This window comes from Lachnoclostridium sp. An118 (assembly GCF_002160985.1).
Taxonomy (GTDB): domain Bacteria; phylum Bacillota; class Clostridia; order Lachnospirales; family Lachnospiraceae; genus Claveliimonas; species Claveliimonas stercoravium.
Window position 1 is genome coordinate 228,269 of the sequence record NZ_NFLQ01000003.1, and the last position, 24,328, is coordinate 252,596.

The 24,328-nt window shown below is 51.6% G+C and carries 27 protein-coding genes, 1 tRNA gene and 1 pseudogene; 8 read left to right on the top strand and 21 right to left on the bottom strand.

Features of this window, described 5'->3' with window-relative positions; genetic code table 11:
* Positions 1-14: 14 nt before the first annotated feature.
* From fabD to B5E62_RS04205, 5 genes are all read right to left on the bottom strand, one after another.
* Positions 15-947, bottom strand: a complete 933-nt coding sequence (gene fabD, locus B5E62_RS04185; RefSeq protein WP_076779203.1) for an ACP S-malonyltransferase — start codon at positions 945-947, stop codon at positions 15-17.
* The gene (fabK, locus tag B5E62_RS04190; protein WP_076779205.1) at positions 940-1,926 is read right to left on the bottom strand and encodes an enoyl-[acyl-carrier-protein] reductase FabK; all 987 of its coding nucleotides are present in this window, start codon (positions 1,924-1,926) and stop codon (positions 940-942) included. The genes fabD and fabK overlap by 8 nt, the downstream gene beginning before the upstream one ends.
* 16 nt (positions 1,927-1,942) lie before the next feature.
* Positions 1,943-2,167 (bottom strand): acyl carrier protein, encoded by a 225-nt coding sequence (gene acpP, locus B5E62_RS04195; protein ID WP_076779207.1) that lies wholly within the window; start codon positions 2,165-2,167, stop codon positions 1,943-1,945.
* A 78-nt stretch (positions 2,168-2,245) separates the two neighbouring features.
* Positions 2,246-3,211, bottom strand: coding sequence for a beta-ketoacyl-ACP synthase III (locus tag B5E62_RS04200; RefSeq protein WP_033126998.1), 966 nt, complete (start codon positions 3,209-3,211; stop codon positions 2,246-2,248).
* A gap of 123 nt (positions 3,212-3,334) precedes the next feature.
* On the bottom strand, positions 3,335-4,066 hold the full coding sequence (locus B5E62_RS04205) for a class I SAM-dependent methyltransferase (protein WP_330397991.1): 732 nt from the start codon (positions 4,064-4,066) through the stop codon (positions 3,335-3,337).
* Between the two features lie 197 nt (positions 4,067-4,263).
* On the opposite strand from B5E62_RS04205, the gene B5E62_RS04210 reads away from it, so the two are divergent.
* On the top strand, positions 4,264-5,109 hold the full coding sequence (locus B5E62_RS04210; RefSeq protein WP_087173395.1) for a DUF368 domain-containing protein: 846 nt from the start codon (positions 4,264-4,266) through the stop codon (positions 5,107-5,109).
* Between the two features lie 216 nt (positions 5,110-5,325).
* Here B5E62_RS04210 and sdaAA read toward each other — a convergent pair whose 3' ends face one another.
* Together sdaAA and sdaAB are read right to left on the bottom strand one after the other, a co-directional pair.
* Complete coding sequence (gene sdaAA, locus B5E62_RS04215; protein ID WP_087173396.1) at positions 5,326-6,201, bottom strand: L-serine ammonia-lyase, iron-sulfur-dependent, subunit alpha; 876 nt, start codon at positions 6,199-6,201, stop codon at positions 5,326-5,328.
* A gap of 15 nt (positions 6,202-6,216) precedes the next feature.
* Positions 6,217-6,894 (bottom strand): L-serine ammonia-lyase, iron-sulfur-dependent subunit beta, encoded by a 678-nt coding sequence (gene sdaAB, locus B5E62_RS04220; RefSeq protein ID WP_087173397.1) that lies wholly within the window; start codon positions 6,892-6,894, stop codon positions 6,217-6,219.
* Between the two features lie 161 nt (positions 6,895-7,055).
* Between sdaAB and B5E62_RS04225 the strand changes: the two genes are divergently transcribed.
* From B5E62_RS04225 to B5E62_RS04240, 5 genes and pseudogenes are all read left to right on the top strand, one after another.
* A tRNA-Leu gene (locus B5E62_RS04225) sits at positions 7,056-7,138 on the top strand.
* Positions 7,139-7,409: 271 nt separating this feature from the next.
* A pseudogene (locus tag B5E62_RS17620) lies at positions 7,410-7,556 on the top strand (type I restriction enzyme endonuclease domain-containing protein); the annotation flags it as partial.
* 98 nt (positions 7,557-7,654) lie between these two features.
* On the top strand, positions 7,655-8,785 hold the full coding sequence (locus tag B5E62_RS04235) for a hypothetical protein (RefSeq protein ID WP_087173398.1): 1,131 nt from the start codon (positions 7,655-7,657) through the stop codon (positions 8,783-8,785).
* A gap of 44 nt (positions 8,786-8,829) precedes the next feature.
* Positions 8,830-8,958: a hypothetical protein gene (locus B5E62_RS17395; RefSeq protein ID WP_275532573.1), complete on the top strand. Its 129-nt coding sequence runs from the start codon at positions 8,830-8,832 to the stop codon at positions 8,956-8,958.
* 24 nt (positions 8,959-8,982) lie between these two features.
* Positions 8,983-9,252, top strand: coding sequence for a hypothetical protein (locus B5E62_RS04240; protein ID WP_087173399.1), 270 nt, complete (start codon positions 8,983-8,985; stop codon positions 9,250-9,252).
* 33 nt (positions 9,253-9,285) lie between these two features.
* On the opposite strand, the gene B5E62_RS04245 is transcribed toward B5E62_RS04240, so the two are convergent.
* The 3 genes from B5E62_RS04245 to B5E62_RS04255 form a co-directional block, all read right to left on the bottom strand.
* On the bottom strand, positions 9,286-9,870 hold the full coding sequence (locus tag B5E62_RS04245) for a DUF3592 domain-containing protein (protein ID WP_087173400.1): 585 nt from the start codon (positions 9,868-9,870) through the stop codon (positions 9,286-9,288).
* Complete coding sequence (locus B5E62_RS04250; RefSeq protein WP_087173401.1) at positions 9,858-11,348, bottom strand: serine hydrolase domain-containing protein; 1,491 nt, start codon at positions 11,346-11,348, stop codon at positions 9,858-9,860. Before B5E62_RS04250 ends, B5E62_RS04245 begins: the two co-directional genes overlap by 13 nt.
* Positions 11,349-11,454: 106 nt before the next feature.
* The gene (locus B5E62_RS04255; RefSeq protein WP_087173402.1) at positions 11,455-11,634 is read right to left on the bottom strand and encodes a hypothetical protein; all 180 of its coding nucleotides are present in this window, start codon (positions 11,632-11,634) and stop codon (positions 11,455-11,457) included.
* 278 nt (positions 11,635-11,912) lie between these two features.
* Between B5E62_RS04255 and B5E62_RS04260 the strand changes: the two genes are divergently transcribed.
* Together B5E62_RS04260 and B5E62_RS04265 are read left to right on the top strand one after the other, a co-directional pair.
* On the top strand, positions 11,913-12,701 hold the full coding sequence (locus B5E62_RS04260; RefSeq protein ID WP_087173403.1) for a hypothetical protein: 789 nt from the start codon (positions 11,913-11,915) through the stop codon (positions 12,699-12,701).
* A gap of 133 nt (positions 12,702-12,834) precedes the next feature.
* Positions 12,835-13,479: a flavodoxin domain-containing protein gene (locus B5E62_RS04265; RefSeq protein ID WP_087173404.1), complete on the top strand. Its 645-nt coding sequence runs from the start codon at positions 12,835-12,837 to the stop codon at positions 13,477-13,479.
* A 178-nt stretch (positions 13,480-13,657) separates the two neighbouring features.
* Here B5E62_RS04265 and B5E62_RS04270 read toward each other — a convergent pair whose 3' ends face one another.
* The 11 genes from B5E62_RS04270 to B5E62_RS04320 all read right to left on the bottom strand — a co-directional run bounded on the left by B5E62_RS04270 (position 13,658) and on the right by B5E62_RS04320 (position 24,235).
* On the bottom strand, positions 13,658-14,134 hold the full coding sequence (locus B5E62_RS04270; protein WP_087173405.1) for a hypothetical protein: 477 nt from the start codon (positions 14,132-14,134) through the stop codon (positions 13,658-13,660).
* A 55-nt stretch (positions 14,135-14,189) separates the two neighbouring features.
* Positions 14,190-14,456 carry a helix-turn-helix domain-containing protein gene (locus B5E62_RS04275; RefSeq protein ID WP_087173406.1) on the bottom strand — a complete coding sequence of 89 codons (267 nt, stop codon included), beginning with the start codon at positions 14,454-14,456 and terminating at the stop codon, positions 14,190-14,192.
* Complete coding sequence (locus tag B5E62_RS04280; protein ID WP_206414294.1) at positions 14,453-15,307, bottom strand: alpha/beta hydrolase; 855 nt, start codon at positions 15,305-15,307, stop codon at positions 14,453-14,455. The genes B5E62_RS04275 and B5E62_RS04280 overlap by 4 nt, the downstream gene beginning before the upstream one ends.
* Before the next feature lie 123 nt (positions 15,308-15,430).
* Positions 15,431-16,513: an ABC transporter ATP-binding protein gene (locus tag B5E62_RS04285; RefSeq protein ID WP_087173407.1), complete on the bottom strand. Its 1,083-nt coding sequence runs from the start codon at positions 16,511-16,513 to the stop codon at positions 15,431-15,433.
* 49 nt (positions 16,514-16,562) lie between these two features.
* Positions 16,563-17,294, bottom strand: a complete 732-nt coding sequence (locus B5E62_RS04290; RefSeq protein WP_087173408.1) for an HAD family hydrolase — start codon at positions 17,292-17,294, stop codon at positions 16,563-16,565.
* Position 17,295: 1 nt separating this feature from the next.
* On the bottom strand, positions 17,296-18,801 hold the full coding sequence (locus tag B5E62_RS04295) for a CehA/McbA family metallohydrolase (RefSeq protein WP_087173409.1): 1,506 nt from the start codon (positions 18,799-18,801) through the stop codon (positions 17,296-17,298).
* Position 18,802: 1 nt separating this feature from the next.
* A complete protein-coding gene (locus tag B5E62_RS04300; protein WP_087173410.1) occupies positions 18,803-20,098 on the bottom strand; it encodes an ABC transporter substrate-binding protein in 1,296 nt (431 codons plus the stop codon).
* Positions 20,099-20,160: 62 nt separating this feature from the next.
* A complete protein-coding gene (locus B5E62_RS04305; RefSeq protein ID WP_087173411.1) occupies positions 20,161-20,997 on the bottom strand; it encodes a carbohydrate ABC transporter permease in 837 nt (278 codons plus the stop codon).
* 15 nt (positions 20,998-21,012) lie between these two features.
* Positions 21,013-21,894 (bottom strand): carbohydrate ABC transporter permease, encoded by an 882-nt coding sequence (locus B5E62_RS04310; protein WP_087173412.1) that lies wholly within the window; start codon positions 21,892-21,894, stop codon positions 21,013-21,015.
* Complete coding sequence (locus B5E62_RS04315; RefSeq protein WP_087173413.1) at positions 21,878-23,170, bottom strand: MATE family efflux transporter; 1,293 nt, start codon at positions 23,168-23,170, stop codon at positions 21,878-21,880. The genes B5E62_RS04310 and B5E62_RS04315 overlap by 17 nt, the downstream gene beginning before the upstream one ends.
* A gap of 183 nt (positions 23,171-23,353) precedes the next feature.
* Complete coding sequence (locus B5E62_RS04320; protein ID WP_087173414.1) at positions 23,354-24,235, bottom strand: MurR/RpiR family transcriptional regulator; 882 nt, start codon at positions 24,233-24,235, stop codon at positions 23,354-23,356.
* Positions 24,236-24,328 lie beyond the last annotated feature (93 nt).

The window sequence follows — 24,328 nt, forward strand, 5'->3', positions numbered from 1 at the left end:
TTTGCTTTTCGACTTTATTTCAGACTTTCCGCCACTTTCTCCACGTCGGCCCATGTGCCTACGTTATAGACCGTCACATCGCGGCTGATCTTTCTCATGAAACCGGCAAGGGTCCTGCCCGGCCCGATCTCAATGAAGGTGTCCACGCCGTCCGCGATGAGATTTTCCATGCTCTGCTGCCAGCGCACGGAGGAGCTTACCTGCTCTGCCAGAAGCTCTTTTGTCTGGCTGATGTCTGTCACCTGCTGCGCTGTCACGTTTGTCACATAGGGCACGTCAAGAGGGGACAGCTCCACGCTTTCCAGCACCTGCGCCAGCTCCTCCCCGGCCTTCTTCAGCATGGGGGAGTGGAAAGGTCCGCTGACATTCAGCATGACCGCTCTTTTTGCTCCGGCTTCTTTCAGCTTTTCTGCCGCAGCCTCCACTGCCTTTGTCTCCCCGGTAATGACGATCTGCCCCGGGCAGTTGTAGTTGGCAACAGACACGCCTTCCATGCCGTCAGTGACTGCCTCGATCTCTTCGCCGGTCATGCCCATGATGGCGCACATGGCACCCTCCCCTGCAGGAACCGTGTTCTGCATGAGAAGGCCTCTTTTTCTCACAAGGCGGATGGCATCCTCGTCCTTCATGCCGCCTGCCGCCGCAATGGCACAGTACTCGCCAAGACTTAAGCCCGCTGTCACATCCGGGCGGATCCCCGCCTCCACAAGCGGCTTTGTCATGGCCAGGCAGGTGGTCACAAGGGCTGCCTGTGTGTACTCTGTAAGGTCCAATTTATCGTTCTCATGAAAGCACAGGTCTTTCATGTCAATGTCCATGTTATCTTTCAGCACCTCTGAAGCCATGTCGTACACAGCCTGCGCGGAAGCGCTGTTCTCGTAGAAATCCTGGCCCATGCCGCATTTCTGCGCGCCCTGGCCGGGATAAATAAATGCAATCTTACTCATAAAAGCCCGCTCCTTTGATCAGTGCATCTGTCTCGCTTACCAGTTTATCGATCAGCTCCTTGCAGGACATTCTCTCTTTCACCATGCCGGCGATCTGTCCTGCCATGACGCTTCCGTTCTTCACGTCGCCCTCCACAACTGCCTTGCGAAGACCGCCCAGTGTCAGAAGCTCCAGCTCCTCAAAGCCTGCGCCTTTATTTTCCAGCTCCAGATATTTCTTTGTCATGTCGTTTCTCAGCGCGCGTACCGGATGTCCTGTGGTGCGGCCTGTGACACGGGAGTCGATATCTTTTGCCTTGATGATGCGTTCTTTGTAATTTTCATGTACCTGGGACTCATCTGTGACAACAAAGTGTGTGCCCATCTGCACGCCCTTTGCGCCCAGCATGAACGCTGCGGCAATGCCTCTTCCGTCAGCGATACCGCCTGCGGCGATGACCGGAATATTTACCGCATCCACCACCTGGGGTACCAGGACCATGGTCGTATTTTCTCCGATGTGTCCGCCGGCTTCTGTCCCTTCTGCGACAACCGCGTCAGCGCCGCAGCGCTCCATACGTTTTGCAAGTGCAACGGATGCGACAACAGGGATGACTTTTACGCCTGCTTCCTTCCACATCTTCATGTATTTCTCCGGGCTTCCGGCTCCGGTGGTAACCACCTTTACGCCTTCTTCCACGATCACCTTCGCAACGTCGTCCGCGTACGGGCTCATCAGCATGATGTTGACGCCGAAAGGCTTATCTGTCAGTTTTTTTGCTTCTCTGATCTGTTCGCGCACCCAGTCTGCCGGAGCGCTTGCTGCTCCTATCAGTCCAAGCCCACCGGCATTTGATACGCCGGCTGCCAAGTGATATTCAGCGACCCAGGCCATACCGCCCTGGATAATCGGATATTCAATTCCCAGTAATTCCGTTACTTCTGTTTTCATATTGACAACCTCTTTTTCTTTTTTCGTCTTTTTATTCTGATGAAATATATACTGCTTATCTGATCTATTTGTGGGACTCGATGTAGGAAATCACGTCGCCTACTGTAGCGATCTGCTCCAGATCCTCTGTGGGGATCTCCACGTCGTACTCTTCCTCCAGAGCCATTACAAGCTCAAACAGGTCCAGAGAGTCAGCGCCAAGATCATCCTTGAAGGAAGTTGCCTCTGTGATTGTTCCTGCGTCTACTCCTAATGAGTCTGCTACCATTTCTTTGATCTTTTCCAGCATTGTCTTGTTCTCCTTTTCTTTTACCTTTTTACTTGGATTTTATCTATGCCATCGCCGCGCTTTTGCGGCGCTGCACGCTTATTTTGTCCAGTCTATGACTGCTGCCCCCCAGGACAGGCCGGCTCCAAATCCGGCGATCACGATTCTCTGCCCCTTCTTCAGCCTTCCATCCCGGTTCAGCTCATCCAGCAGGATAGGGATGCTGGCAGAAGACGTATTACCGTACTCCTGCAGGTTCATGGGGAATTTTTCGATGGGTTCCTCCATCCGCTTTGCCACGGACTCCACGATCCTTCTGTTGGCCTGGTGGAGCACATACAGGTCGATGTCCTCCTTTGTAAGGCCGTTTTTCTCAAGGACCTCACCGATCACTTCCGGCACCTTCTTCACAGCAAATTTGAACACGCCACGGCCGTCCATCTGCATAAGCATCTCCTCCTCCGGGATGCTCTCCCAGTTCCGGTTGTAGCGGCTGGTACATGTCAGGGCCTCGCCCTTGGCTCCCTCCGAGTGGGTCACCGGATAGTAGAAGGTTCCCTCCCCGGCTTTCACCACCGCGGCGCCGGCGCCGTCTCCAAAGAGGATACATGTGCCTCTGTCCTTCCAGTTTGTCAGATTGGACAGGCTCTCGCTCCCGATCACAAGGATGGTGCTGTACATGCCGGAGGCCAGATAGGCCAGAGCGGAGCTGTAGCCCAGCACAAAGCCGGTGCAGGCCGCGCTCATGTCGTAGCAGGTGGCGTTCACAGCGCCAATCTCTTTTTGCACCTCGCAGGCCGCGCAGGGCAGGATCACGTTGGAGGAGATGGTGGACACAAGGATCAGATCCACTTCCTCCGGAGCAGTGCCGCTGTTCTCCAGCGCTTTTCTGGCTGCATCGGCGGCCATGGACACTGTCGTCTCCTCAGTGATGATGTGGCGCCGCACCACTCCGGTTCTCTCCTGGATCCACTCGTCGCTGGTCTCCACAAGCTGGGCAATATCATTGTTATCCATCGTATGTACAGGCACACTTGAGCCTGTACCGCATATCACTCCGGTCATGTTCTTTGCTTCCTCGATTCTTCTGTTATTTCAGCATTTCAAATATTTTTATTTTGAAATATTTTGACTTTCAAAGTATATAGCAGGTCTCTGCTCCTGTCAAGGGTTTTAGGCAAACAATCTCTATCTCTTCTGTGCCCGCACGAGGAGCATCATAGGCCGGCGCATTTCATCCCTCATACCCGGCAGCCCCAGCATGGCGGGATCGGGAACCGCCTCTTCCACAGCCGTCAGGGTAAACCCAAAGGCAAGCAGTCCTCCCAGTATCTGGGTCAGGGTATGGTGCTGCTTTGCCACCTCCTCCCCGAGAAAGACTGTCTTCCTCTCCCCGGGATAGAAGTAATCGTCCACCGGCCAGTGCAAAGCCCGCCCCTGGCTGTCACGGACCCACTCCTCCCTCACGCTCCCCGTAAATACCGGATGCTCCATATTGATAAGAAAGATCCCCCCGCTTTTCAGGGTCCGGTACACCTTCCTGTATATACTGTCCAGGTCCTGGATATAGTGGAGCACCAGGTTGGACACCGCCAGGTCAAACTCCTCCTCCGGATATTCGTACTCCTCCAGAGAGCAGACCCGATAGCGTATCCTCCCCTCCGGGTTCCGCCTCCTGGCCTCCCCGATCATGCGGCCGCTCTGGTCGATGGCCGTCACAGACGCAGCGCCCCTTTCGGCCGCATAGGCGCTGTGCCAGCCGTAGCCGCACCCAAGGTCCAGCACTGTCTTTCCCTCCAGCTCTGGAAAAAGTCTTTTGAACTGGTGCCATTCCCCGGCCCCCTCCAGCCCCATCCGGCTTCTGTCCATCTGCCCGTAGGCCTGAAAAAATGTCGGATCATCGTAGATATTCCCCATCATATCCTTCCTCTCTTCTCTTTCCTCTGCCACCGGCATGCCCCGGGCAGCGGAAGTTATTGTACAGACTGAGGCTATTATACTTGAAAAATAACCGGAAAAATAGTATAAATATATGGTCTGTTAAATATGGAAGTAATAAAAAGAGCTGACGGCGCCGTCACCGGGCGCCCAGTATTTAAGAAAGGATCTATGAGCAAATGAATAAGAAAGAAAACAGCAAGATGTCACCTGTGCAGTTTGTATTTCGCATTGTCCAGGGTGCCCTGATCGGCCTGGGAGCCGTTCTCCCCGGCATCTCAGGCGGAGTCCTGGGTGTCATCTTCGGCATTTACAAGCCCATCATGGAGCTTTTATCCCACCCCTTTAAAAATTTCAGGACCCATGTGCCAAAGCTGATCCCCGTCTTCATCGGCGGTATCATCGGCTTCCTGGGAGTGGCCAACATCCTCGCCTTTTTCCTGAACAAGTACCCGGATCCTTCTGTCTGCCTCTTCATCGGCCTCATCGGCGGCATGCTCCCCTCCCTCTTCCGCGAGGCAGGGGAACAGGGGCGCACAAAGGGCTCCTGGATTTCCCTCGTAGTGTGCATGTGCGTGATCTTCGCCCTGCTCATCGGGCTGGATATGACTTCCTATGAAGTGACGCCCAGCTTTGGCTGGTATCTGTTCTGCGGATTCTGCCTGGCCCTGAGCGTCATCGCCCCGGGCATGAGCTTTTCCACCCTGCTGATGCCCCTGGGCCTGTACACTCCCTTCGTGGAGGGCATCGGCCACTTTGACATGGCCATCCTCATCCCCGGAGGCATCGGAGCCGTAGTGACTGTCATCCTGCTGGCCAAAGCCATCAACGCACTCTTTGACCACCACTATTCCATTGCCTTCCACGGCATTGTGGGCATTGTCATCGCGGCCACGGTCATGATCATCCCCGTGTCCGGCTTCACATCAGCCGGCTCAGCTATCGTCAACAGTATCTGCATTGTAGTGGGCGTGGTCATCGCGCTGGCCCTGGATAAGTTCAACAGCAGTGTAAAAGTAGAATAGTATAAAGGGGACGTAATACTTTTAAAAAGTATTACGTCCGGAATTACTACAACTGGTGTGTAATTGTGTCAGATAACCCTGTCATTTGTCCGGCTCCAGAGCTGACCGGAAAACAGAAAACAAAGTCCCTGCCCGAGATCGCCAGGACCGGCTGTGCCGGAGAAAGCGATTTCGGGCAGGGACTTTTTACACCTTTCCCTTATGATGTCCTTCCTTTTAATCCGTCTGAATGATGCGCTCTGCGATCTCCACTCCCGTGATGCTGGCCGCAACGCCGCCCGCTCCGGTCTCCCGCAGGGTCACATCCATCTTCTCACCCACTTCACGCATAGCGTCGATGACCTGGTCCACTGGTATCCGGCTTGTAATGCCAGCCAGAGCCATATCAGCCGCGGCCAGCGCGTTGACGGCGCCTCCCACGTTTCTCTTGACACAGGGCACTTCCACAAGGCCCGCCACCGGGTCGCACACAAGGCCCATCAGATTCTTGAGCGCCATGGCAGCCGCATGGCCCATGGTCTCCGCATCCGCCCCCTTCACATGGCAGATGGCAGCCGCAGCCATAGCGGAGCCGGAACCGATCTCAGCCTGGCAGCCTCCCGCTGCTCCGGCCAGGAAAGCCCGGTTGGCAATGACCTGGCCGACACCGGCAGCCACATACATGGCCTCCACCATCTTTTCCTCCGGTACCTCATACTCCTTGAAGAAGGGAACAAGCACTGCGGGAAGCACACCGCAGGCTCCCGCCGTGGGCGCCGCTATGATACGCTTCATACAGGCATTGTTGCACCCCATTTTCAGGGCAACTGTCATAACCTTTGCCATAAAGTCACCACAGAGGGTGTCTCCCTTTTTCTGGTACTCTTCCATGAGGCCGCCCTCTTTCCCCACAAGGCCGCTCCTGGAAATGCGTTCGGGCTCATAGGTGTCCACGTTCTCACACATGATCTGCCACATGCGTGTCATCTCCTTCCAGGAGCTCTCCTCGGACACTGCCCTCTCACTGCAGTCCTCCATCTGGACTGCCTTCCAGAACTCAATCCCCTCTCTTTTACATCTCTCTTTGATTGCTTCTATCGATCCATATGACATATCTCTGCGTCCCTCCTATTCATCCTCGGCTCCACTCACATTGAGGAACGTTACCTTGATGATACCGTCCAGATTTTCCAGCCAGGAAATCGCACTGTCCGGGATGATCTGATCCGTCTCAATGACCATGACCGCATATCCGCCTCTCTTGTCCCTGAAAAGCTGCATTGTAGCGATATTAATATTCTTCTGGCTCAAAATGTTGGCCACCTGGGCCACATGCCCCGGCTGATCCTGATTGTGCACGATCAGCGTGTTGCTCTCTGCGTTAAAATTCACTTCAATCCCGTCCAGCTTGCTCACTACGATCCGGCCGCCGCCGATGGAACATGCCTGGATGTCCAGGCTGTCCGCGCCGTCCGCCTCCAGGAGCATCTGCACCGTGTTGGGATGAGCCCCCCGGATATCTTTCTTCTGGATAGTGAAATCCAGTCCTTCTTCCTTTGCGATGCGGAAGCTGTCCGGAATCCTCATATCATCCGGCTTCATCCCCAGAAGCCCGGCCACGATGGCCCGGTCCGTCCCGTGCCCTTCCCCGGTGGCTGCAAAGGACCCGTGCAGATAAATGGTGGCCTTCTGCGGCTGCCTCCCCAGAAGCTGCCTGCCGATCAGGCCGATACGGTCTGCGCCTGCCGTATGGGAACTGGAAGGTCCTACCATGACAGGACCCAAAATGTCAAAAATACTTGCCATACTGCTATACCTTTCCTTTCTTTTCAAATTAACAAAGCACGTCTGTATGTCTGCCACTATTATACCATACACTTCCATATGGCGCTCCAGAAAAATTTTTTTATTTTTTGAAAAAAATGTTTGCAATTTACTCCGGCATATGATATTATAATCTTCGTCGAGCGGAGATGGCGGAATGGCAGACGCGCTAGATTCAGGTTCTAGTGGGAGCAATCCTGTGAGGGTTCAAGTCCCTTTCTCCGCATTAGAATAGCCATACTTAAACCTGCACGAAAAAATTCGCGGTTTGAGTAGTTTTTATAGAGTGGGCAGTGCGATTTGGCGAGTTGGACTGCTCACTTTTTTTATACTTTTCTCATCATCTGATTGCAGCAGATCGTCCTTACTTAAACCATCATCAAAAAATGAGGGTTCTGCGAGGTTGCGCCAAAAAGGACTCTGCTTCTTTCTCAGTTAATTGTGACCGCAATACCTGAACGAATACGCTTTCCTGATCCGATACAGGATCATTCCCCTTTTATGACGCATTGACTAAACCGCGCGCTATCAAAGATTTTTACGAAAACGATGAGCTTATTGCGGTCACAAAGGAACTTACGGAAAACCTCCGCAGAAATCGGACCATCGATTGGCAAAAGCGCGATCCCGCCAGAGGCAGACTTTTCACCTTTTTGTATACTTAAATTTTACAAAAATGCGATAGCGGCCTCCTCTCAACGAATGATATACTATGTAGAAAAACAAATAGGAGAAAGTCAAAGTGGAGAAGAATAAAGGCTATGAAAGAGGAGTAAAACTTTTTATTGCAATAGTCTGCGTCATGATCGTCTTACCAATTATCCTTCTGATGGCGCTTGACTGGTTTATCAATGATACGGATTTGGTAATGGGAATAACCGGTTTCGCTCAAAAGGTGGCTTTTCGAAGCGCACTGAGCTTGGCTGCGCTGATCATAGCCATTGTCTGTCTGGTAAAATTTTTCCTGTCAGAGAAGCGCATAAGGCATATCGTCGGATATTTCGCCGGGATTTTAATCTGCGTTGCAGTTATATTTTTTGCGATACGTCCGCTTGTTTTGGATGCACCTTATCTTGATCATCCGCTCCTCACCTATCTCAATAAACTTGATCTTGACAGGTCGTCCGGAACAGGGGACGCGTCTACACGGTATTACCTGCGCGGTCGGGATGCAGATGGTAAAAAGCACTCATTTGAAATCACCGAAGATCGATATGATGAGGGGATCCAGCTGAGAAGAGAAAAAAATGGGATTGCCAAAGCAGCCTATCTGCCCCATACATCCGTATTAATAGCGCTGGAATATATGGAAGACCTTGATGGTGCCGGCCGGGAAATGTACCTGCCAAATCCTGAACTGCCAAACAACTGGAACAGTTTTGCTATCCAGATTGATGACGACGTGTACACAATCCCATGCAGGCTTTCCGATTTCCTTGAAAATGGATGGTCGCTGTCAGAAGGTGACCCTGACAGTCGGTTAGCTGGAGCTGATCAACCGTATGGCGAATTTCCCAATCGGGATCTATCATTGACCAATGATAAAGAGCAAAGCATTTCTGTCACGGTATATAACACATCGGAATCATCGGTACCGGTCAAAGATGGCACGGTCGGACGTCTGGCTGTGTCCGACGACAGCCTTGATTTCTATGGAGCTGACCTCCAGCTTCCGGGTGGCCTGATGCTTGGCTGGGCTACGGTGGAGGACGTGATCGGTCAATATGGCGAGCCGTCAGACAGATATGAAAATTACAACGTAACTTATGAGTTGGAAGGAGCCGAATATACAAAGCACTTGGATCTGACATTTTATAACGGATTTCTGAGTGGTATTGTGATTCAAAACCATGAGTATTACCGAGAATATTAAGTTGATTTTTGCGACAACATGTCTAAACAAGGAGGCTAACAAAAATGGCACTACTGATGAATGATACGGACATGAAACAAATGCTGGAATCTATCCGCCCGGAAGGGGAAACTTATCAGGGAGAAGCATGGGGGACGCTTATGTCAGGAACTGCGGAGATGCTGGCACTGTGAGCACTGAGCAATGTATCCTGTTATGTGGGCGTGACGGAGAAGTCACTGGTCATTGCCGTCCTTGAAACATTCGATATCTCACACATTTATGGAAAGATTTGTATTCCTTTCAATCAGTTTGATGAAGTGAAGATAAAAAAGGGGCTCGTACCATCCCAGCGGATTATTAAAATGAAAAGTGGAAAAACGAAGCTCAAGCTTTCTCTGGTGAATAACACCATAACAGCAAAAGTGAAAGACCAGAAACTGGGAATGCAGAAGATATGCGAGGCACTGGAGAAGGTCGCAAAATAAATATCCGGAGATCCAGAAGCTGAGGAGAGGACTTTATGGTTCCCTCCTCTTTTTATAATGCTGGAAAAGGGCATATAGCCCCAGCAGCCCAAAAACAGCCAGCGTGATTTTTATCCCTGCAAGCATACACCATACTCCGGCAATAAGCAGCGCAATAATGGCGGCCACTAGTTTGCCCATGATCCGCTCCCTTTTATCCGGATCGCGGATGAGCTTTGTCAAAATCAGGAAAATCAGCAGGAACACGGATACTGCAGAGCCAAACAGGAAAAAGACAATGCCCAGCTTATAGCTCACGGAAACGCCGTAGCCTTCTACATTGACTACATCTGTTTGTGTCGGGTTATATCGGATATCTATTTGTTCCCCAACTTCAAATGGGCGGTTGGATGTCCATACGTTCCCAATCCCTGTGCAGAGGCTGCCCTTCGTTGTTTTATAGCGGACGATTGGCGCATAGAAATATCGGAAGGAATCATCAGCATCTCCCATCCTGCTTTCGTATCCCACAACCGTGCCTGTTGTGGTGCCAGTATAACCGGCCTCTTCTTGATGGGCCGAATAGAGAATCCCTCCACCGATGAGCATAAAACCAACTGTAAAAATCAGGATGAACAATCCGGCGCATAGCCGGAGGATCCATGGCCTCCTCCGGAGACTTGTCTTGTTCGTATTGTCTTCTTGTGCGCCCATAGAATCCCTCCCTTCAGAAAGCCTACGGCCAGAAGCAGTACAGCAGAAACAATAATGGTCAAGAAAACGTCAGGAAGAAAAGCCTGAACGACCCAGAGGGGAATTTTCAAAAATACCGGAACAGCCATCAGCAGGAAGGCGGGTAAAAGAAAATGCAAGCCAATCAAAGAGTACACTCCCGGCAATTTGTTGCCGCGCAGTAGCAGTACGCGTTCCCGGTATTTGGAAAGTCGGCATAACGGAATGATTGCTATTGTCAGTACAGCCAACATAGTCAGGTTGAGCCAGAGATGGTTCAGGGCATACGTGCTGCCCGATATTTCATTTGGCGCATCCCCCAGGAGCATGAGCGCCACGCCCCACCCCAGCGAATCTATCATGGCGTTTGCCGCAAAATAATCGTTTACATTGGCCGTAACAGCCATCGCAAGGCTGCTCTCCGGCAGCAGAAAGATGCAGGCGTTCCCGGTTTCGACAAGGCCGTTGTGCCGCAGAACCGGCTCAGAAAGAGGAGCCTCGATACGCGTCCACCCGTACCCGTACCAATAAGGGATGTCGCCCTCCACATAGATGGTGTCCCCATAAAACATCGTATCGATGCTGGATTCTGAAAGAATGCCGCTTCCTCTATCCAGATACATCTGTAGGTATTTCCCCAAATCTTCTGTGGAGGATGAGATGTAACCGGCAGGGACAGTAATCCAGTCATCCTTGGAGGAAGGATATTTGAGGCTTGTTTTGATGCTGAAGCCCCAATAGTTTGTATGGCCATCAATCAGACCATTTTTCTCGCTTTCGTCCTGCGTAGCGGCAGTATGGGAAAGCTGCAGCGGCTCGAAGAGATTCTTCGTTATGTAATCACTGTACGATTCACCACTGACAGCCTCGATTATTTCACCAAGCAGGGAATAATTTACATTGGCGTAATGATGCACACCCTGCTCGTTCACGATCTTATAATTTTCTAAGGTCTGGTACTGGCCAAGACCGCTTGTATGATTCAGCAGTTGGCTCACTGAAATCCTGTCACCATCGGTTGCACCCGGCAGATATGTGGAGACAGGTGCATTCAGGTCAACTTTTCCCTGCTCAACCAGCTGCATGATACAGGCGGCAGTGAAGGATTTACTGACCGAGCCCAGATAAAAGGGGGTTTCGCTGCTTTCGCAGTCTCCATAATTTCCGGAAAATAATACTGCGTCTTTGTTTACAATCGTCACAGACAGTGCGGGAATATGGGCATCGTCTACGGCAGATCGCAGATAATCATCAATCTCGCGGTAATCAACAGGATTTTTCTGGTATCCATCCTGAGCATAGACGGGCTGTGCTGTTATCAAAATGCTCAGGCAGCAAAAAACACAGAAACACAAAAGTAATGCTATCGTTCGTTTCTTCAACATAAGCCATTTTCGACCTTTTCCTATACTTATATTTAATATGTATCTGGCGTGAATTTAACAAATGACCGTTCCCAGTATTCTTGAAAACGGTCATTTGAGAAAGACTTTATTCTATTGATCCACCCGCTGTGTTTTTCTTGAAAACCAGAATACCTTTAGAAGAAGGCATGATTGAGCAGGAGATCAGTTCAAACCCTTCCTGCTCCATTTTGTTGGCCGCCTCTTCCACTTTTGCGGCCATGTCTTTCACCTTGGGGGAATACTTTATTACCACTGTTTTGTACATTGTATTTACCTCCGATCTGCCCGGGAGCCTCTGAGGCGTGTTGATAATGTCTTAAGCCTTATAGGCATCTACAACCTGGATTATACCAGAAAGGAAATAGCCTGGCAACTTATAATTTCAAAGGCTTGTGTCCACACAAAATTCATATCCTCACCAGGAGAATATCTGTTTACCAAAAGTTTATCTGGGCTTTACTTTCAAATGGTGGCAATTTTGCCAAGTGCAAAGGTATAATTATCTTGGATGATTATATGTACATCTGAGAGGAGGAGCAGTCAGTGGACAATTCAACGGCATTTTGGAACATTATATTCCCGACAATTTCCCCTTTTGCCATAATTATTGTATTCTTCCTGCTGTGGCGCATTATAAGGCGGCTGGAACAGCGAAAGTGGAAACCGATAACAGCCCGCGTTCTCCGTATTGAGAAAATCGACAAGAAAGGTAGAGATGGCGTTTTAGAGCCGCGAAAATATAAACTGGATCTCGTATTCCAATGGCAGGGTGTAGACTGGCACCGAAGCTGGATATTCCCTCGCATATATGATCTTCCAAAAGCGGGCGATATTCTCCAACTGCGCTACCATCCGCAGAAGGAGGATTTCCAACTCGTCACGAGTCTGGCGGAGAAACAAAAAATCAGGCATGCTCGTCTGGTTTTGCTGCTGGTTATTGGCATAGTTATTTTTGTGCCGTCAGTGTTGTTTGGTTTGCTGCTCTTTCATTTGCCGCAGGAGCAACATGTCCTTTCCGAAAGCGCAGTATGGTTATTTTTTGCAGCGCCGCTTCTTGTTATATTCTTGGTCGTGCGTATCTATGGAGCCCGCCGCACCCGCCGCAAAATCGAATCGGGAGAATTTCAGCCTATCGCTGCGCAAGTTCACGGATTCCGCAAAGACAGCGAGGGCAATGTTTACGCATTCTGTCTCGTCAGAGTCAACGGTCAGGAAAAAGAAGTCACCCTGCCCATCGTCTATAGCAAGAATTATGAAGTCGGCCAATGGGTTACTCTTTATTTAAATCCAGATAATGGTGAGATATACGCTTACCCTGACACACATAAATGAGCTGTTTCTTGCACTAATTTTACACAGGTTTCACCATGGCAGGATAGAAAAATAGAATACGTTTGAATATCATTAGTAAAATAAGATAATCATACAAGCCCTAATTCAAAGATATTTAAGAGGAAAAACTTGCATGGATAATATGAAAATAAGTGCCATTCTTTATTCAATAGTGGCAATTATATTTATCCTATGTGCGGCCACTGGAGGCAGTCCTGCGTTTTATGGGGTTGCGGCTGCCTTTATTGCTCTGGCGGCGGCATCATACCCTAAGAAAGACAAGAAAGATTGCGAGCAGACTGGAATTCCTGCAATCAGCTATAAAGATGAACCATCTCTTTCCAACATGCGAGTTATTATTTTCATCGGAGGATTATATGCGGGAGGTGTTAGAGGCCTCACAAAGACTTTACGGAACTTCCACCTGCGCGATAACCAGAAGCTGATTCTTGTCACAGTTGGTCTGGCCAATCCAAATGAGCAAGAAAATCGAGACAATATACGTGTTTCCCTGCAAAAGCAGTTATCTCCAGAAGTGTTTTACAAGATCAAATTTTTTCATCTTCGTGGAAGGATTGACTATAACAAGCTCACTTTTGTATATAGTATGATGATGAAACTACGTTATCATTCTTTACGCAAGAAACCACTCGAAACGTTGACATCGGAAGATCGCACGTTTATTAATACCTACGGAAAACAGGCGAGTTTTATTGATTTCAATGCTCTAAAACCGATCATCAAAGAAATATATTTACCGGTCGAACGTGTTCCATAAAACATATCCGACCGGTATTGTTTTTCTACATTCTTTCCGGCGCATAAATCACCATCAGATCTATATACTTCTCATTGTCTCCCTGCTCTTCAAAATCATACCGGACAATATAGTTCCCGGATACTATAACCTCGGTAAGGATTGCTCAGGGTATACAGCTCTCCAGTAGTGAAGTTAATCAGGGAATAACGGGTGCTGGCAAGATATGCCTCATCTGACATAACTGCTCCGTCAGCGGTTCACAGTCCAGTCTGCCCGCATCCCCCAGATAAATCTTTACGTCGGATATTCCACGCTCCGGCCACGGATTGCACACGATAGAGCCATTGCCTCCTCCAAAAGAAGAGATATGTGTGCCAGAACCGCCTTCTAGTGTTTCATTCCCGTCATCGTCGTAAGTTCGCACACTCGTGTCTATTACCGTCAGATCCGGCCAGTAAATAATGCCGACAGAATCAAATTTATAATAGTAGTCAAGCAGTCCACCCGGTGGGTTGCCACACACAAAACAGTCTTCCTGATCAACAAAAGACTCTAATGTTAACTCATATTCCGGCTCCTGATTGTTTGTTTTAGTTTCTTCGTGGGGTGTCGTACTACAGCCAGAGAGAATAATCTTAAAGGAAAATAAAAGGAATAGATTTCTTTGCTTCATCAGTCGCCTCCTGCAAAAGAAAAAAGGACGCTCCTGCCTAGCAGAAAAGACGTCCTTATTTCCTGATAATTCCCTGTATATAAGCCTTCACCAATTCCTGTTGCCGACTGTCCATCGAGTTCCAATCTTTTAGCAGTTCTTCCTGATCTTTGGTCAAATCCAAAACTTTGTCGTCTTCGGCAAAGAACTGCGATAAAGTGATGCCAAAACCATCACATATTTTTTCTAAAGTCTGGATTGTGGGTACGCTTTTCCGGTTCAGCAACGTAGAGATTGATGACTGAGCAATTCCTGATTTCTGAGCAAGCCGATATCTGCTCATATGCTTTTTCTCACACAATTTTTGTTGGCAAACTTAGTACCCGCATCGTATGGATACTTATTGCCGGGTTTGTCAATAGGTAGCTCACCCCTGTCAAGCCGTTCTAATATTGAGGCGCGGCAAGCCAAAGCTGCTTTGACCTGCCTGTTCAAAATCCACGAAATGCCTGCTGCTGTTCTCTGGTCAGCATTTTTAAAATGATTGCCCGGATTGAGCTGAAAGAACGTATCAATACCGTGGCCTGCATAGAAACTCCGGATTCTTTCGGTATTTTCCTGTACTGTTTTCAGACAGGGGTTTCTTGTCCTTCTCTCCAGATCCCCGAGGGAAAAGAAAACGCAGTCCGGAATCCTTTTCATCTCATGAGAAGTGATATAATCCATAAGGCCCGGAAACCAGAGTGAGCCGGACACGCTTGCGATCCTCGAAAAAAGGTCTGTCCGGTACAGAGAATACACTGTAAACAGCCCGGCCAGAGAATAACCTGCCAACCCTCTCCACGAGACGCCATCCGCCATCTTTTCTGCCCGCGGCATGATTTCTTCCCTTAAAAGCTGCAGATAGTCGTCGGCGCCTCCGATACAGGGAGTGCTTTTCTTCGAGAGCGGTGGGATATCCCACGGGGCCATATCGTGTTCCCACTTCAGACCGCTCACGGCGACAAGGGTAAAAGCGGGATTGTCCATGTTTTCCAGCGCCCGGTATACATTATCACCTTCTCCCTCAAAAGTATTTATATACACAATAGGGCTGTCAGGTTCGGGGCTTGGGTAGACCTCTATCCTTTTATCCGCTGTATTGAATTCGTATTTGTCAATCTGCTCTCTTTCCACTTCTGTGTCACATCCCATCGATTATTCCTGATATGTAAATTATACTATGTCGATAGATAAAAACAAAATAGATATCTTTATGATAACAAAAAGCTTCGGCCCAGATTGATCTTGCCAAAGCTTTTCCTTTTTTCGTGGTTTCTATATTCTCTCCTCCGTCTGGGCGTCAAACAAATGGATCTTCTCCGGACGGAAGTTAAAGTGTACCCGGTCGCCCTTGCGGATGGGCGTGTCGGCCTCCACTCTGACCGCCACGTTCCCGCCGTCGTGGTCAAAATACAGGTAGGTCTCCGCCCCCAGCATCTCGTACACGCGGACGCGGCTCTCGATGCCCGTGTCAGCGATCAGCATATCCTCCGGCCGCACACCGATGATGATGTCTTTGCCCAGCTCGCTCTTTTGCTTCACTCTGTCCGCCAGCTCCGCAGGCAGCTCGATCTGCATGCCCGCTGTGCTGGCGTAGACCTTCTCATAGCGCATCTGGCATCTGCCCTTGAAGAAATTCATGGGCGGCATGCCGATAAATCCTGCCACGAACACATTGGCAGGCTCATTGTAGAGCACCTCCGGGGAGGCGATCTGCTGGATCTCTCCGGCCTTCATGACCACGATCTTCGTGCCCAGGGTCATGGCCTCTGTCTGGTCGTGGGTCACGTAGATAAAGGTGCTGTCCAGCTCTCTGTACAGCTTCTGTATCTCCCTCCTCATCTGGGTCCTGAGCTTGGCGTCCAGATTGGATAAAGGCTCATCCATCAGGAAGGCTTTGGGCTGGCGCACAATGGCCCGGCCCATGGCCACTCTCTGCTTCTGGCCGCCGGAGAGCTCTGCCGGGCGTCTGTCCAGCACCTGCTCCAGCCCCAGTATCTTTGCCACTTCCTCCACCTTCTGCCTGCGCTCCTTTTTCGGCACATGCTTCAGTCTCAGACTGTAGGCCATGTTTTCCGCCACGGTCATGTGGGGATAGAGCGCGTAATTCTGGAATACCATGGCTATATCACGGTCACAGGACTGCACGTCATTCATGGTCTTTCCATCCATCACAAGAGTGCCGTCGGAAATCTTCTCCAGTCCGGCGATCATGCGCAGCGTTGTGGATTTTCCGCATCCGGAAGGTCCCACGAACACCACGAAATCCCTGTCGTGAATATCCAGGGTAAAATTCTTTACCGCGGTAACTCCATCTTCAAATTTTTTATATACATGGTTTAACTGAATTTCAGCCACAGTTATTCCTCCTTGTCCGTGTCTGATATACTTTCTTTTCTGCCGCTTTTCAGGACATCCGCTCAAGGAGCCCCGGCAGCTCCTTAACAGAGTCCAGGATATAGTCTGCCTCTCCCCGGAAATCCTCCTCGCTGCTGACGCCGCTCAAGACGCCTATGGCGATGCCGCCGTTGTTCCTTGCGAAGGCCACGTCATTGTAGGTGTCCCCCACCACAGCGATCTCCTCCGGCTTCAGGTTGAATTTATGCTGGAACTCCAGGAACATGTCCGCCTCCGGCTTGGGTCTTTTTACGCCGTCATCGGCTCCCACGTAGTCAAACTCCTGATAGGTGCCCAGCTTTTTCAGGCAGCTCTTGGCGGAGCGCATGGTGTCTGCCGTGGCAAGTCCCACGCAGATGCCCCTCTCCTTTAGGGCCCGCAGCATCTTTTTGATATCTGTGACCTGCGTGTAGCTCACATTTTTCCCAGTCACATTCTCGTCGAAGAGGCGCTCCAGCTGCTCCTGGACTCTGGCCGGATCCAGAGTGATCCCCTTCTTTTCCAGCGCCTGGCAGATATCTGCCGCTATCTCCTGGTAGGACTTGTAGGCCAGGGCTCCTCTCGGGTCCACCTTCCCGTCCTCCACTCCCATGGCACGCAGCACGTAGTCGGTCATGTCCTTGTCCGGCTGGATGTGGTTTTCCTCGAGAAATGCGGGCGTCACAGCCAGGGCCGCCTGGAGCCACAGGGAGAAAAAGTCCACCAGTGTCCCGTCTTTGTCAAATAAAATTCCTCTGATCATATTAAAGTTCTTCCATTGTCTTTTTTATTTCGCCAAAGGTGCGGTACCGGGAGTTCGCCGATCCTCTGAACACAGGGTTCATGTAGCCGAGGAATTCCTTCTCCCGGCTGCGGACGTCCAGGCGAAGCCACTGCCACTTTTCTTCCTCAAGTTCAGCGTCAGCCAGCACCTCCCATTTTCCGCCTTCCAGTTCTCTGACCTCCAGCTCTCTGACTTCCAGCTCCCGGGAAGCGCCGTTTCTCACCAGAGAGACCACCGGCTTTTCAGCAAGCCCCTCTATCAGCACCTGTATCGTTACTCTGTCCACGTCCTCAGGGAGCTCATCTCCCGGAAGAAAGGTCCTGCCGGCTCCGTGGATCACGGGAGTCATCCTGCAGAAGCGGGTGACGCACATGTGCCCGGCCTTCACGGCCGCCATGAGGTTGTCCGGCGTAAGCTCCCCGCAGCAGACCCAGGTAGCCGGGTCTCCGGGAATGGAGGGAAGGTCCGCCCCCTCGTAGCGCTCCTCTATGAGATTGTGGGAGTCGCTGCCGCCCACACCGTAGATCCGATGACCATCCTGCCAGAGGGCGTCCAGGAAGCGCACGGCCTTCTCGTTGGAGTCTTTGGCGTCTGTGTAAGTTGGGTCGTTGATGATCTCCAGGCAGTCGATGTCATCCAGGTCAGTCTGGTCATAGCGCCATTTCCATATGGTGAGGAAGGGGTGGTTGATGCTTGTGATCCAATGGTTCTCCCTCGCCTCCCGGATTGTCTCCTCCATGTAGCTGTCCACGATCTCCTCGCCGTTGTGAGCCACAATGTCCAGGATCCGCTCCGGCAGCTTTGTGATGCCGAACAGGTTCATATGTCCCTTGTCCGTCGTCACCTCTATGCCGGGAAGGATGCACAGGGATGTGTCACACCAGCCTGTGTGCATCAGATTGTGCTCTGTGGGCACGTAGAAGTCCATGTCCATATCCACTGCCTTCTTCATGGCATTTTCCAGGGGCTCCTTCCCGTCGGACAGCCTTGTGTGGGTGTGGAAATCCCCCTTATACCACTGCTTTTTTGTGCCGTACACCTTGTCCCAGCGGTACTTTTCCGGGGAAATCTCCAGGGTGTCCTCCACCCAGGCGAGGCCGCCCATGGGGTCTGACACAGGGCCCTCCCCGTCGGACACGGTCATGGTGATACAGCCTCTCTTGTCCCCCAGCCTCTGGTGCAGATACTCCGTAAAGATGCCCAGGCACACCTGCCACGTTCCCGGCTGTATCCTGCCCGGCACGCCTCCTATGGTAGTGTCCTTTGGGCCCTTTCCCACGCACAGGCCCTGGTCTCCCCAGGCCAGCTGCTTCTGAAGACGGATATGTCCCTCCGGGTCCTCCAGGATGAGAAAGCTCATATAGCGGAATTCCTCCGGCAGATCCACTTTGATATACAGTCTTTCTGTGTCACAGGGAACCACCAGCGGCTCCCTGTGCAGATTTTCAGCCTCCCGGCTGACGGTAAATTTCAGTTCCTGTCTCATTTTATAACGCGTCCAGCGCCTCCTGTGCAGTTGCCTGCGCCGCATCCAGCGCCTCCTGCGCCGGTACGTTCTCCAGTTCCACCTGGTCTGCCGCGATCTTCAGAGCGTCCAGGATCTTTCCGCCCGTCGGGTCGATGAGGGCAGATGTGCCGTGCATTGCCTGCTGGAGCGGTACAAGAGCGTGGGGGTTCTCATCTGTGTAGGCCTTGAAATCCGGCACCTCCTGGGTGGACTCGCGGACAGCCACGTACCCTGTCGCCATGGACCATTTCGCCTGGTTCTCCGGTGTTGTGAAGTACTTCATGAACTCGTACACGCCCTGCTTCTCCTCGTCGGAAGATCCCTCCAACATGACAAGCTGGAGCGCGTCCGCTGTGGGCGCTGACGGGTTGTCGTTAAATCCGGGCTGCTCGATGGCGCCTACGATATTGAAGTCAAGGTCTGCCTGGTCTCCTGAGGATCCCGTGTACCCGCCGGCCTTGTTCTGGAGCACATCGTCAATGGTGGTGTACCAGTACTCCCAGCCCTGTCCGCCGGAGTTTACCTTCATGATCTTGTCGTCGTGGATCCATTTGCGGAAGCTCTCCCATACGTCCACCCACTCTTTGGAGTTGATCAGGCATGTCTCGCCGTCCTCGCTGAGGAGAGACGCACCGTTGCTGAGAGCTGCGTCCACAAGGTTCCCGTAGCCCCACATGGGCTCCCATCCAACCACGCTGTCTGTTGTGATCTTCTCGGCTGCCGCCTCCAGGTCCTGCCATGTCTTGATGGTGGTGGGGTCGATCCCTGCGTCGGCAAAGATCTGCTTGTTGTAGTAGAGCACCTGTGTAGTTCCGTAGGCCGGAAGGGCAAAGAGCTTTCCGTCCGCGTCCACGCCCTGGTCATAGAAGACCGGAATGTAGTCCTCTTTGTCGAACTCGTCGTCAGCGTCCACAAACTCATTGATGTCTGCCACCAGGTTCTTCTCTGAGAGGTTTCTGGACTTGTCTGTGTCGAGAAGGGCCATGTCCGGCGCGTTCTTTCCGGCAATACCTGCCTGGAGCTTCTCGTAGGTCTCTGTGTAGTCTGCCTGTGTGGTGGTGGCAACCTCGTACTCATCCTGGGATGCGTTGAAGTCGTCCACGATCTCCTGGAACACGTTCACAGCTGTCTTTCCGCCTGAGTACCACAGGTCGATCTGGAGCTTTCCGTCTGCTGTCGTTGTGGGCTCAGAGGAGGAGGAACCGCCGCCGCAGCCCGCCAGAAGGGATGTTGCCATAGCGCATAATAAAAGTGCAGATACAATTCTTTTCTTCATGATATTTCTCCTTTTTTGCTTTTTTTCTTTCCTTTGTTTTGAATGATATATGTAAGAGGGTTTTATCCCTTCATACCCGTGTCTCCGCCGATACCGTTGATGAACCATTTCTGGGTGAAGGCAAACAGTATCAGGAGGGGCAGTACGATGATGGCGCTGCCGGCCATGACAAGGGGCCACTCGGTCCCGTAGGCTCCGCCCTCGATGAAAAACTTCCGAAGTCCCTGGGACACCAGCATCTTTGAGTCTGAGTCCGTGATCAGGGAGGGCCACATGTAGTTGTTGTAGCAGGTGATAAAGTTCATAAGTCCCATCGTTATGAAGGAGGACTTTGTCATGGGACACACCACTCTCCAGAGGATCTGCCAGTGGTTGGCCCCGTCTATCCTGGCCGCCTCGATCATACCCGCAGGCACCTGCATGAAGGCCTGCCTCAGAAGGAAGATGCCGAATATGCTGACGCATCCGGAGATGATCAGTCCTGTGTATGTGTTCAGAAGTCCCCAGTCTGCCAGGATGATGTAGCTGGGAATGTAGGTGGCTGCCGTGGGCAGCATGTAGGTTCCCATGATCACCGCGAAGAGGATCTTCTTTCCCTTAAATTTCATAAACACGATGGCGTAGGCGATCATGGCCCCGGTCACAATCTGGATGAGCAGGGTAAAGGCTGACACATACAGACTGTTTGCCACATATTTCAGAAGGGGCGAGTCAAAAATGACTTCAGAAAAATTCTGCCACTGGAACTCTGCCGGGAAAAAGGCCGACACATTCATGATCTCCGCCTTTGTCTTCAACGCACTTAATATCATCCAGATAAAGGGGAAGACTGTAAATACGCAGAACACAAGAAGCACAATGATCTTGCCTGTTTTTTGGATTCCTGTTCTTATCTTCATACTTTTCCCTCTCTTCTAGTAGTGGACCCATTTCTTGGAGGCCGTAAACTGCACTGCCGACAGGAATACGGTCAGGATGATCATGACGATGGCCACCGCGGTAGCCTGCCCCATGTTAAATTCCTCAAATCCAAGCTGGTAATACATGTATAAAAGTGTCCTTGTACTTCCCGACGGCCCTCCCTGGGTCAGGATCTGTATCTGGTCATAGGCCTGCAGGGAGGTGACCATGGTGATGATGACGAGGAAGAAGGTGGTGGGCGAGATGCACGGGAGCGTCACGTCCCGAAATCTCTGCCAGCCCTTTGCCCCGTCCAGCCCGCTCGCCTCGTAGAGCTCCTTGGGAACCTTCTCCAGGGCGGACAGGTAAAAGATCATGGCATATCCAAGGCTCTTCCAGACCGTCACGATGATGACCGCCAGCATGGCCGTGTCAGAGCTTTTGATCCACTGGAGTGCTGGAAGATGCAGAAATTCCAGCACTGTGTTCGCAATTCCCGTATCCGGGTCATAGATCCATGTCCACACGATGGAAATTGCCACTGTAGGCGTGATCCACGGGGAAAAGAGGATGAACTTGATGATCCCGCTCCCCTTAAACGCCTTCTGCATCAGCAGCGCCAGGAGCAGTCCCAGGACGATGGTGGGGATGAGGGTCCCCACTGTGAACACGATGGTGTTCCACAGGGCATCGTAGAAACGTGCGTCCTTGAAGAGCGCTATAAAGTTGTCAAGAAATACAAAATTGTATGTTGGTGACATGTAGTCCCAGTCTGTAAAACTGATATACACAGACCGGAGTATCGGGTAAATCCAGAATACGATCAGCGGGATCAGGGCGGGCAGGACAAACAGCCACACAGTTCCCACTTTTCGAAAGCTAACCTTTTTTCTCATAACTCATTTCCTTTCTGTTTATCATTCCATAGATCACGAGCATGGTGACTGCCGTCGCCGGCAGCGAGACCCATATACCGGTCATCCCGGTAAATGCCGGGAGCAGGAACAGGTACACAGGTGATACGACCAGACTTTCCGCAAACGTGAGGAGCACAGCCAGCCTGGCCCTCAGCACCGCATTCAGATAAGAGATGTTAAATTTCGCAAATCCTGTCACCAGGAAGGCAAGGGCACTGACCCTCATCCCTGTCCCAAAAAATACGGCCGCCTCCTCGGAGAGGCCAAACCACCGGGCGATGTAGGGTGTGCAGACAAGAGTCACTGTCATGGTCACCGCCCCCAGCACGCCTGCCCCTATACGTGCGATCCTTTTCACCTGCCCCAGCTCCCCCGGGCGTCCGGCTCCGTTGTAGTAGCTCAGGAGGGGCTGCACCCCGTCTCCGATCCCGGTCAGCAGATACTGTACCGGAAAAACAATGTAAGAGACGACTGCATAGCATGCCACCGCCGCATTCCCACCGTACCGGAGACACTGCCAGTTGGTGAATATCAGAGCCACGGTGGGCGCCAGCGAAACGCCAAAGGCGGTGATACCGCTGCGGCAGATCCCGGCCACAGATTTTCCCTCAAGAGCAGGCCTCACCTTCTCTTTGCAGCTTCTGGAAAGCACGAGAACGCTGATGGCCAGCACGACAAACTGGGCTGTCACTGTTCCGAAGGCCGCTCCCCGTATCCCCATTCCCAGCGGGAACATCAGATAGTAGTTGACTGCAATGTTCACCACAAACCCGGTCACCATACTAATCATAGCCGCAAAGGACAGGTTCATATTCCGAAGGAGAGGCGTGATGCCCGTGCCGCACACCTGCAGCACGCTCCCGGCAATGATGATACCGGCATACTGCCGCGCCTGCCCCATCACCTCACCCTCCGCACCGAAGATACAGAGCAGCGGGTCCCTGGCTGCAAAGAGCACGGCTGACAAAAGAACGCCTGCCAGCGCCAGGAATGTCACGGTTGTATTGAACATTCTCCTGCAGCCGTCCCGGTCCCCCTTTCCCATCATATTGGAATAGAGGACGCTTCCTCCTGTGCCTATCCCGATTCCCATGGCCGTGATCACGGCCGGGATAGGCCAGGCAATATTGATGGCCGCAAGTCCTGTGTCTCCCGCCGCCTTTCCCACAAATAATCCATCCACCACGCTGTACATGCCTGACATGGTAAAAGCGATCATTGTGGGGAGAGCCTGTTTTAAAATTCGTCTGAACATGGGTGTCTTGGTTCCTTTCTTTTCGGTCCTCTCGGACACAACCCGAATTATAAACAATGATTTTTAAAAAATCTTCAAAAAAATGTAAAGTCTGTGTAAAGCACTTTTGTGTAAAGACAGGCAAAAAAAGGGCTTTTCGGAGCATTGCTCCGAAAAGCCCTTTTTCGTTTGCTCTGTATGTCTTTATACATCTTTCCTGTGCATATCCTGCTCAAATTCCTTTGTGGACTGTATCAGCATCTGATCAAAACGCTCAGGGTCACTGACCATGATGGCGCCGCACAGGGCATCCACAAAAGCCATCTGGGAGATGCGGGAGGAAATCCATCTGCTGATCTCAGAAAAGTGGATGGTGGGAGTGATAAAGATATAGTCCGCGATCTGCGCCAGCCCCGACACCTGGTCTCCCGTCACTGCCACCGTCACAGCTCCCGCCTGCTTAGCGGCAGTCAGGGAGTCTATAACGGCCTGGGTTTCCCCGGATATGGAAAACCCGATGGCCACATCCCTCTTTCCCAGATGGCCGGCACTGACCTTCTGGAAGAAAAGGTCCGAGTAGTTCCTGCTGGTGAGTCCCAGATGTAGCATCCTGCCGGACAGCTCCGCCGCCGCATTGGCGGAATTGTCCGTCCCGTACACATCTATGATCTTGGCCTTTTTTATGACCTTTACCAGCTCCTCTATCTGTCCCAGGTCAAGGTTTTTCGCCATGTCCGATATCATGGTGAGGTCATCCCTGATGATCTGGAAAACCGCCTCATATTTTCTGTGTTCCCGCCTGGCAGGGGACTTCCTCCCCGCAGAGGACACTTCCCTGTCAGCAGCCTCCGGCAGCTCCTGCTGCCCCTGTTCCCGCCACACGGTCCGCTGAAAGGCCGACCAGCTTTCATACCCTGCTGCCTGCAGCATGCGGATAATGGTGGCCTGCCCCACGCCGGCCCGGTCTGCCAGTTCCCTCACAGTCATGTTCCCGGCCGCCTCCGTGTCCTCCAGAAGCAGATCCGCCGCTTTTTTCTGGTTCCGGCTCAGCATGGCATAGCAGAGCCTCAGTTCATTCTCCCACATATCCGTCACTCCCTTGTCCGGAGCAGCGCTCCGTTTTTTCGACTTTTTTCAATGTCTTATTTTAGCATCGTCTGCCGGACAAGGGTGTAGAAA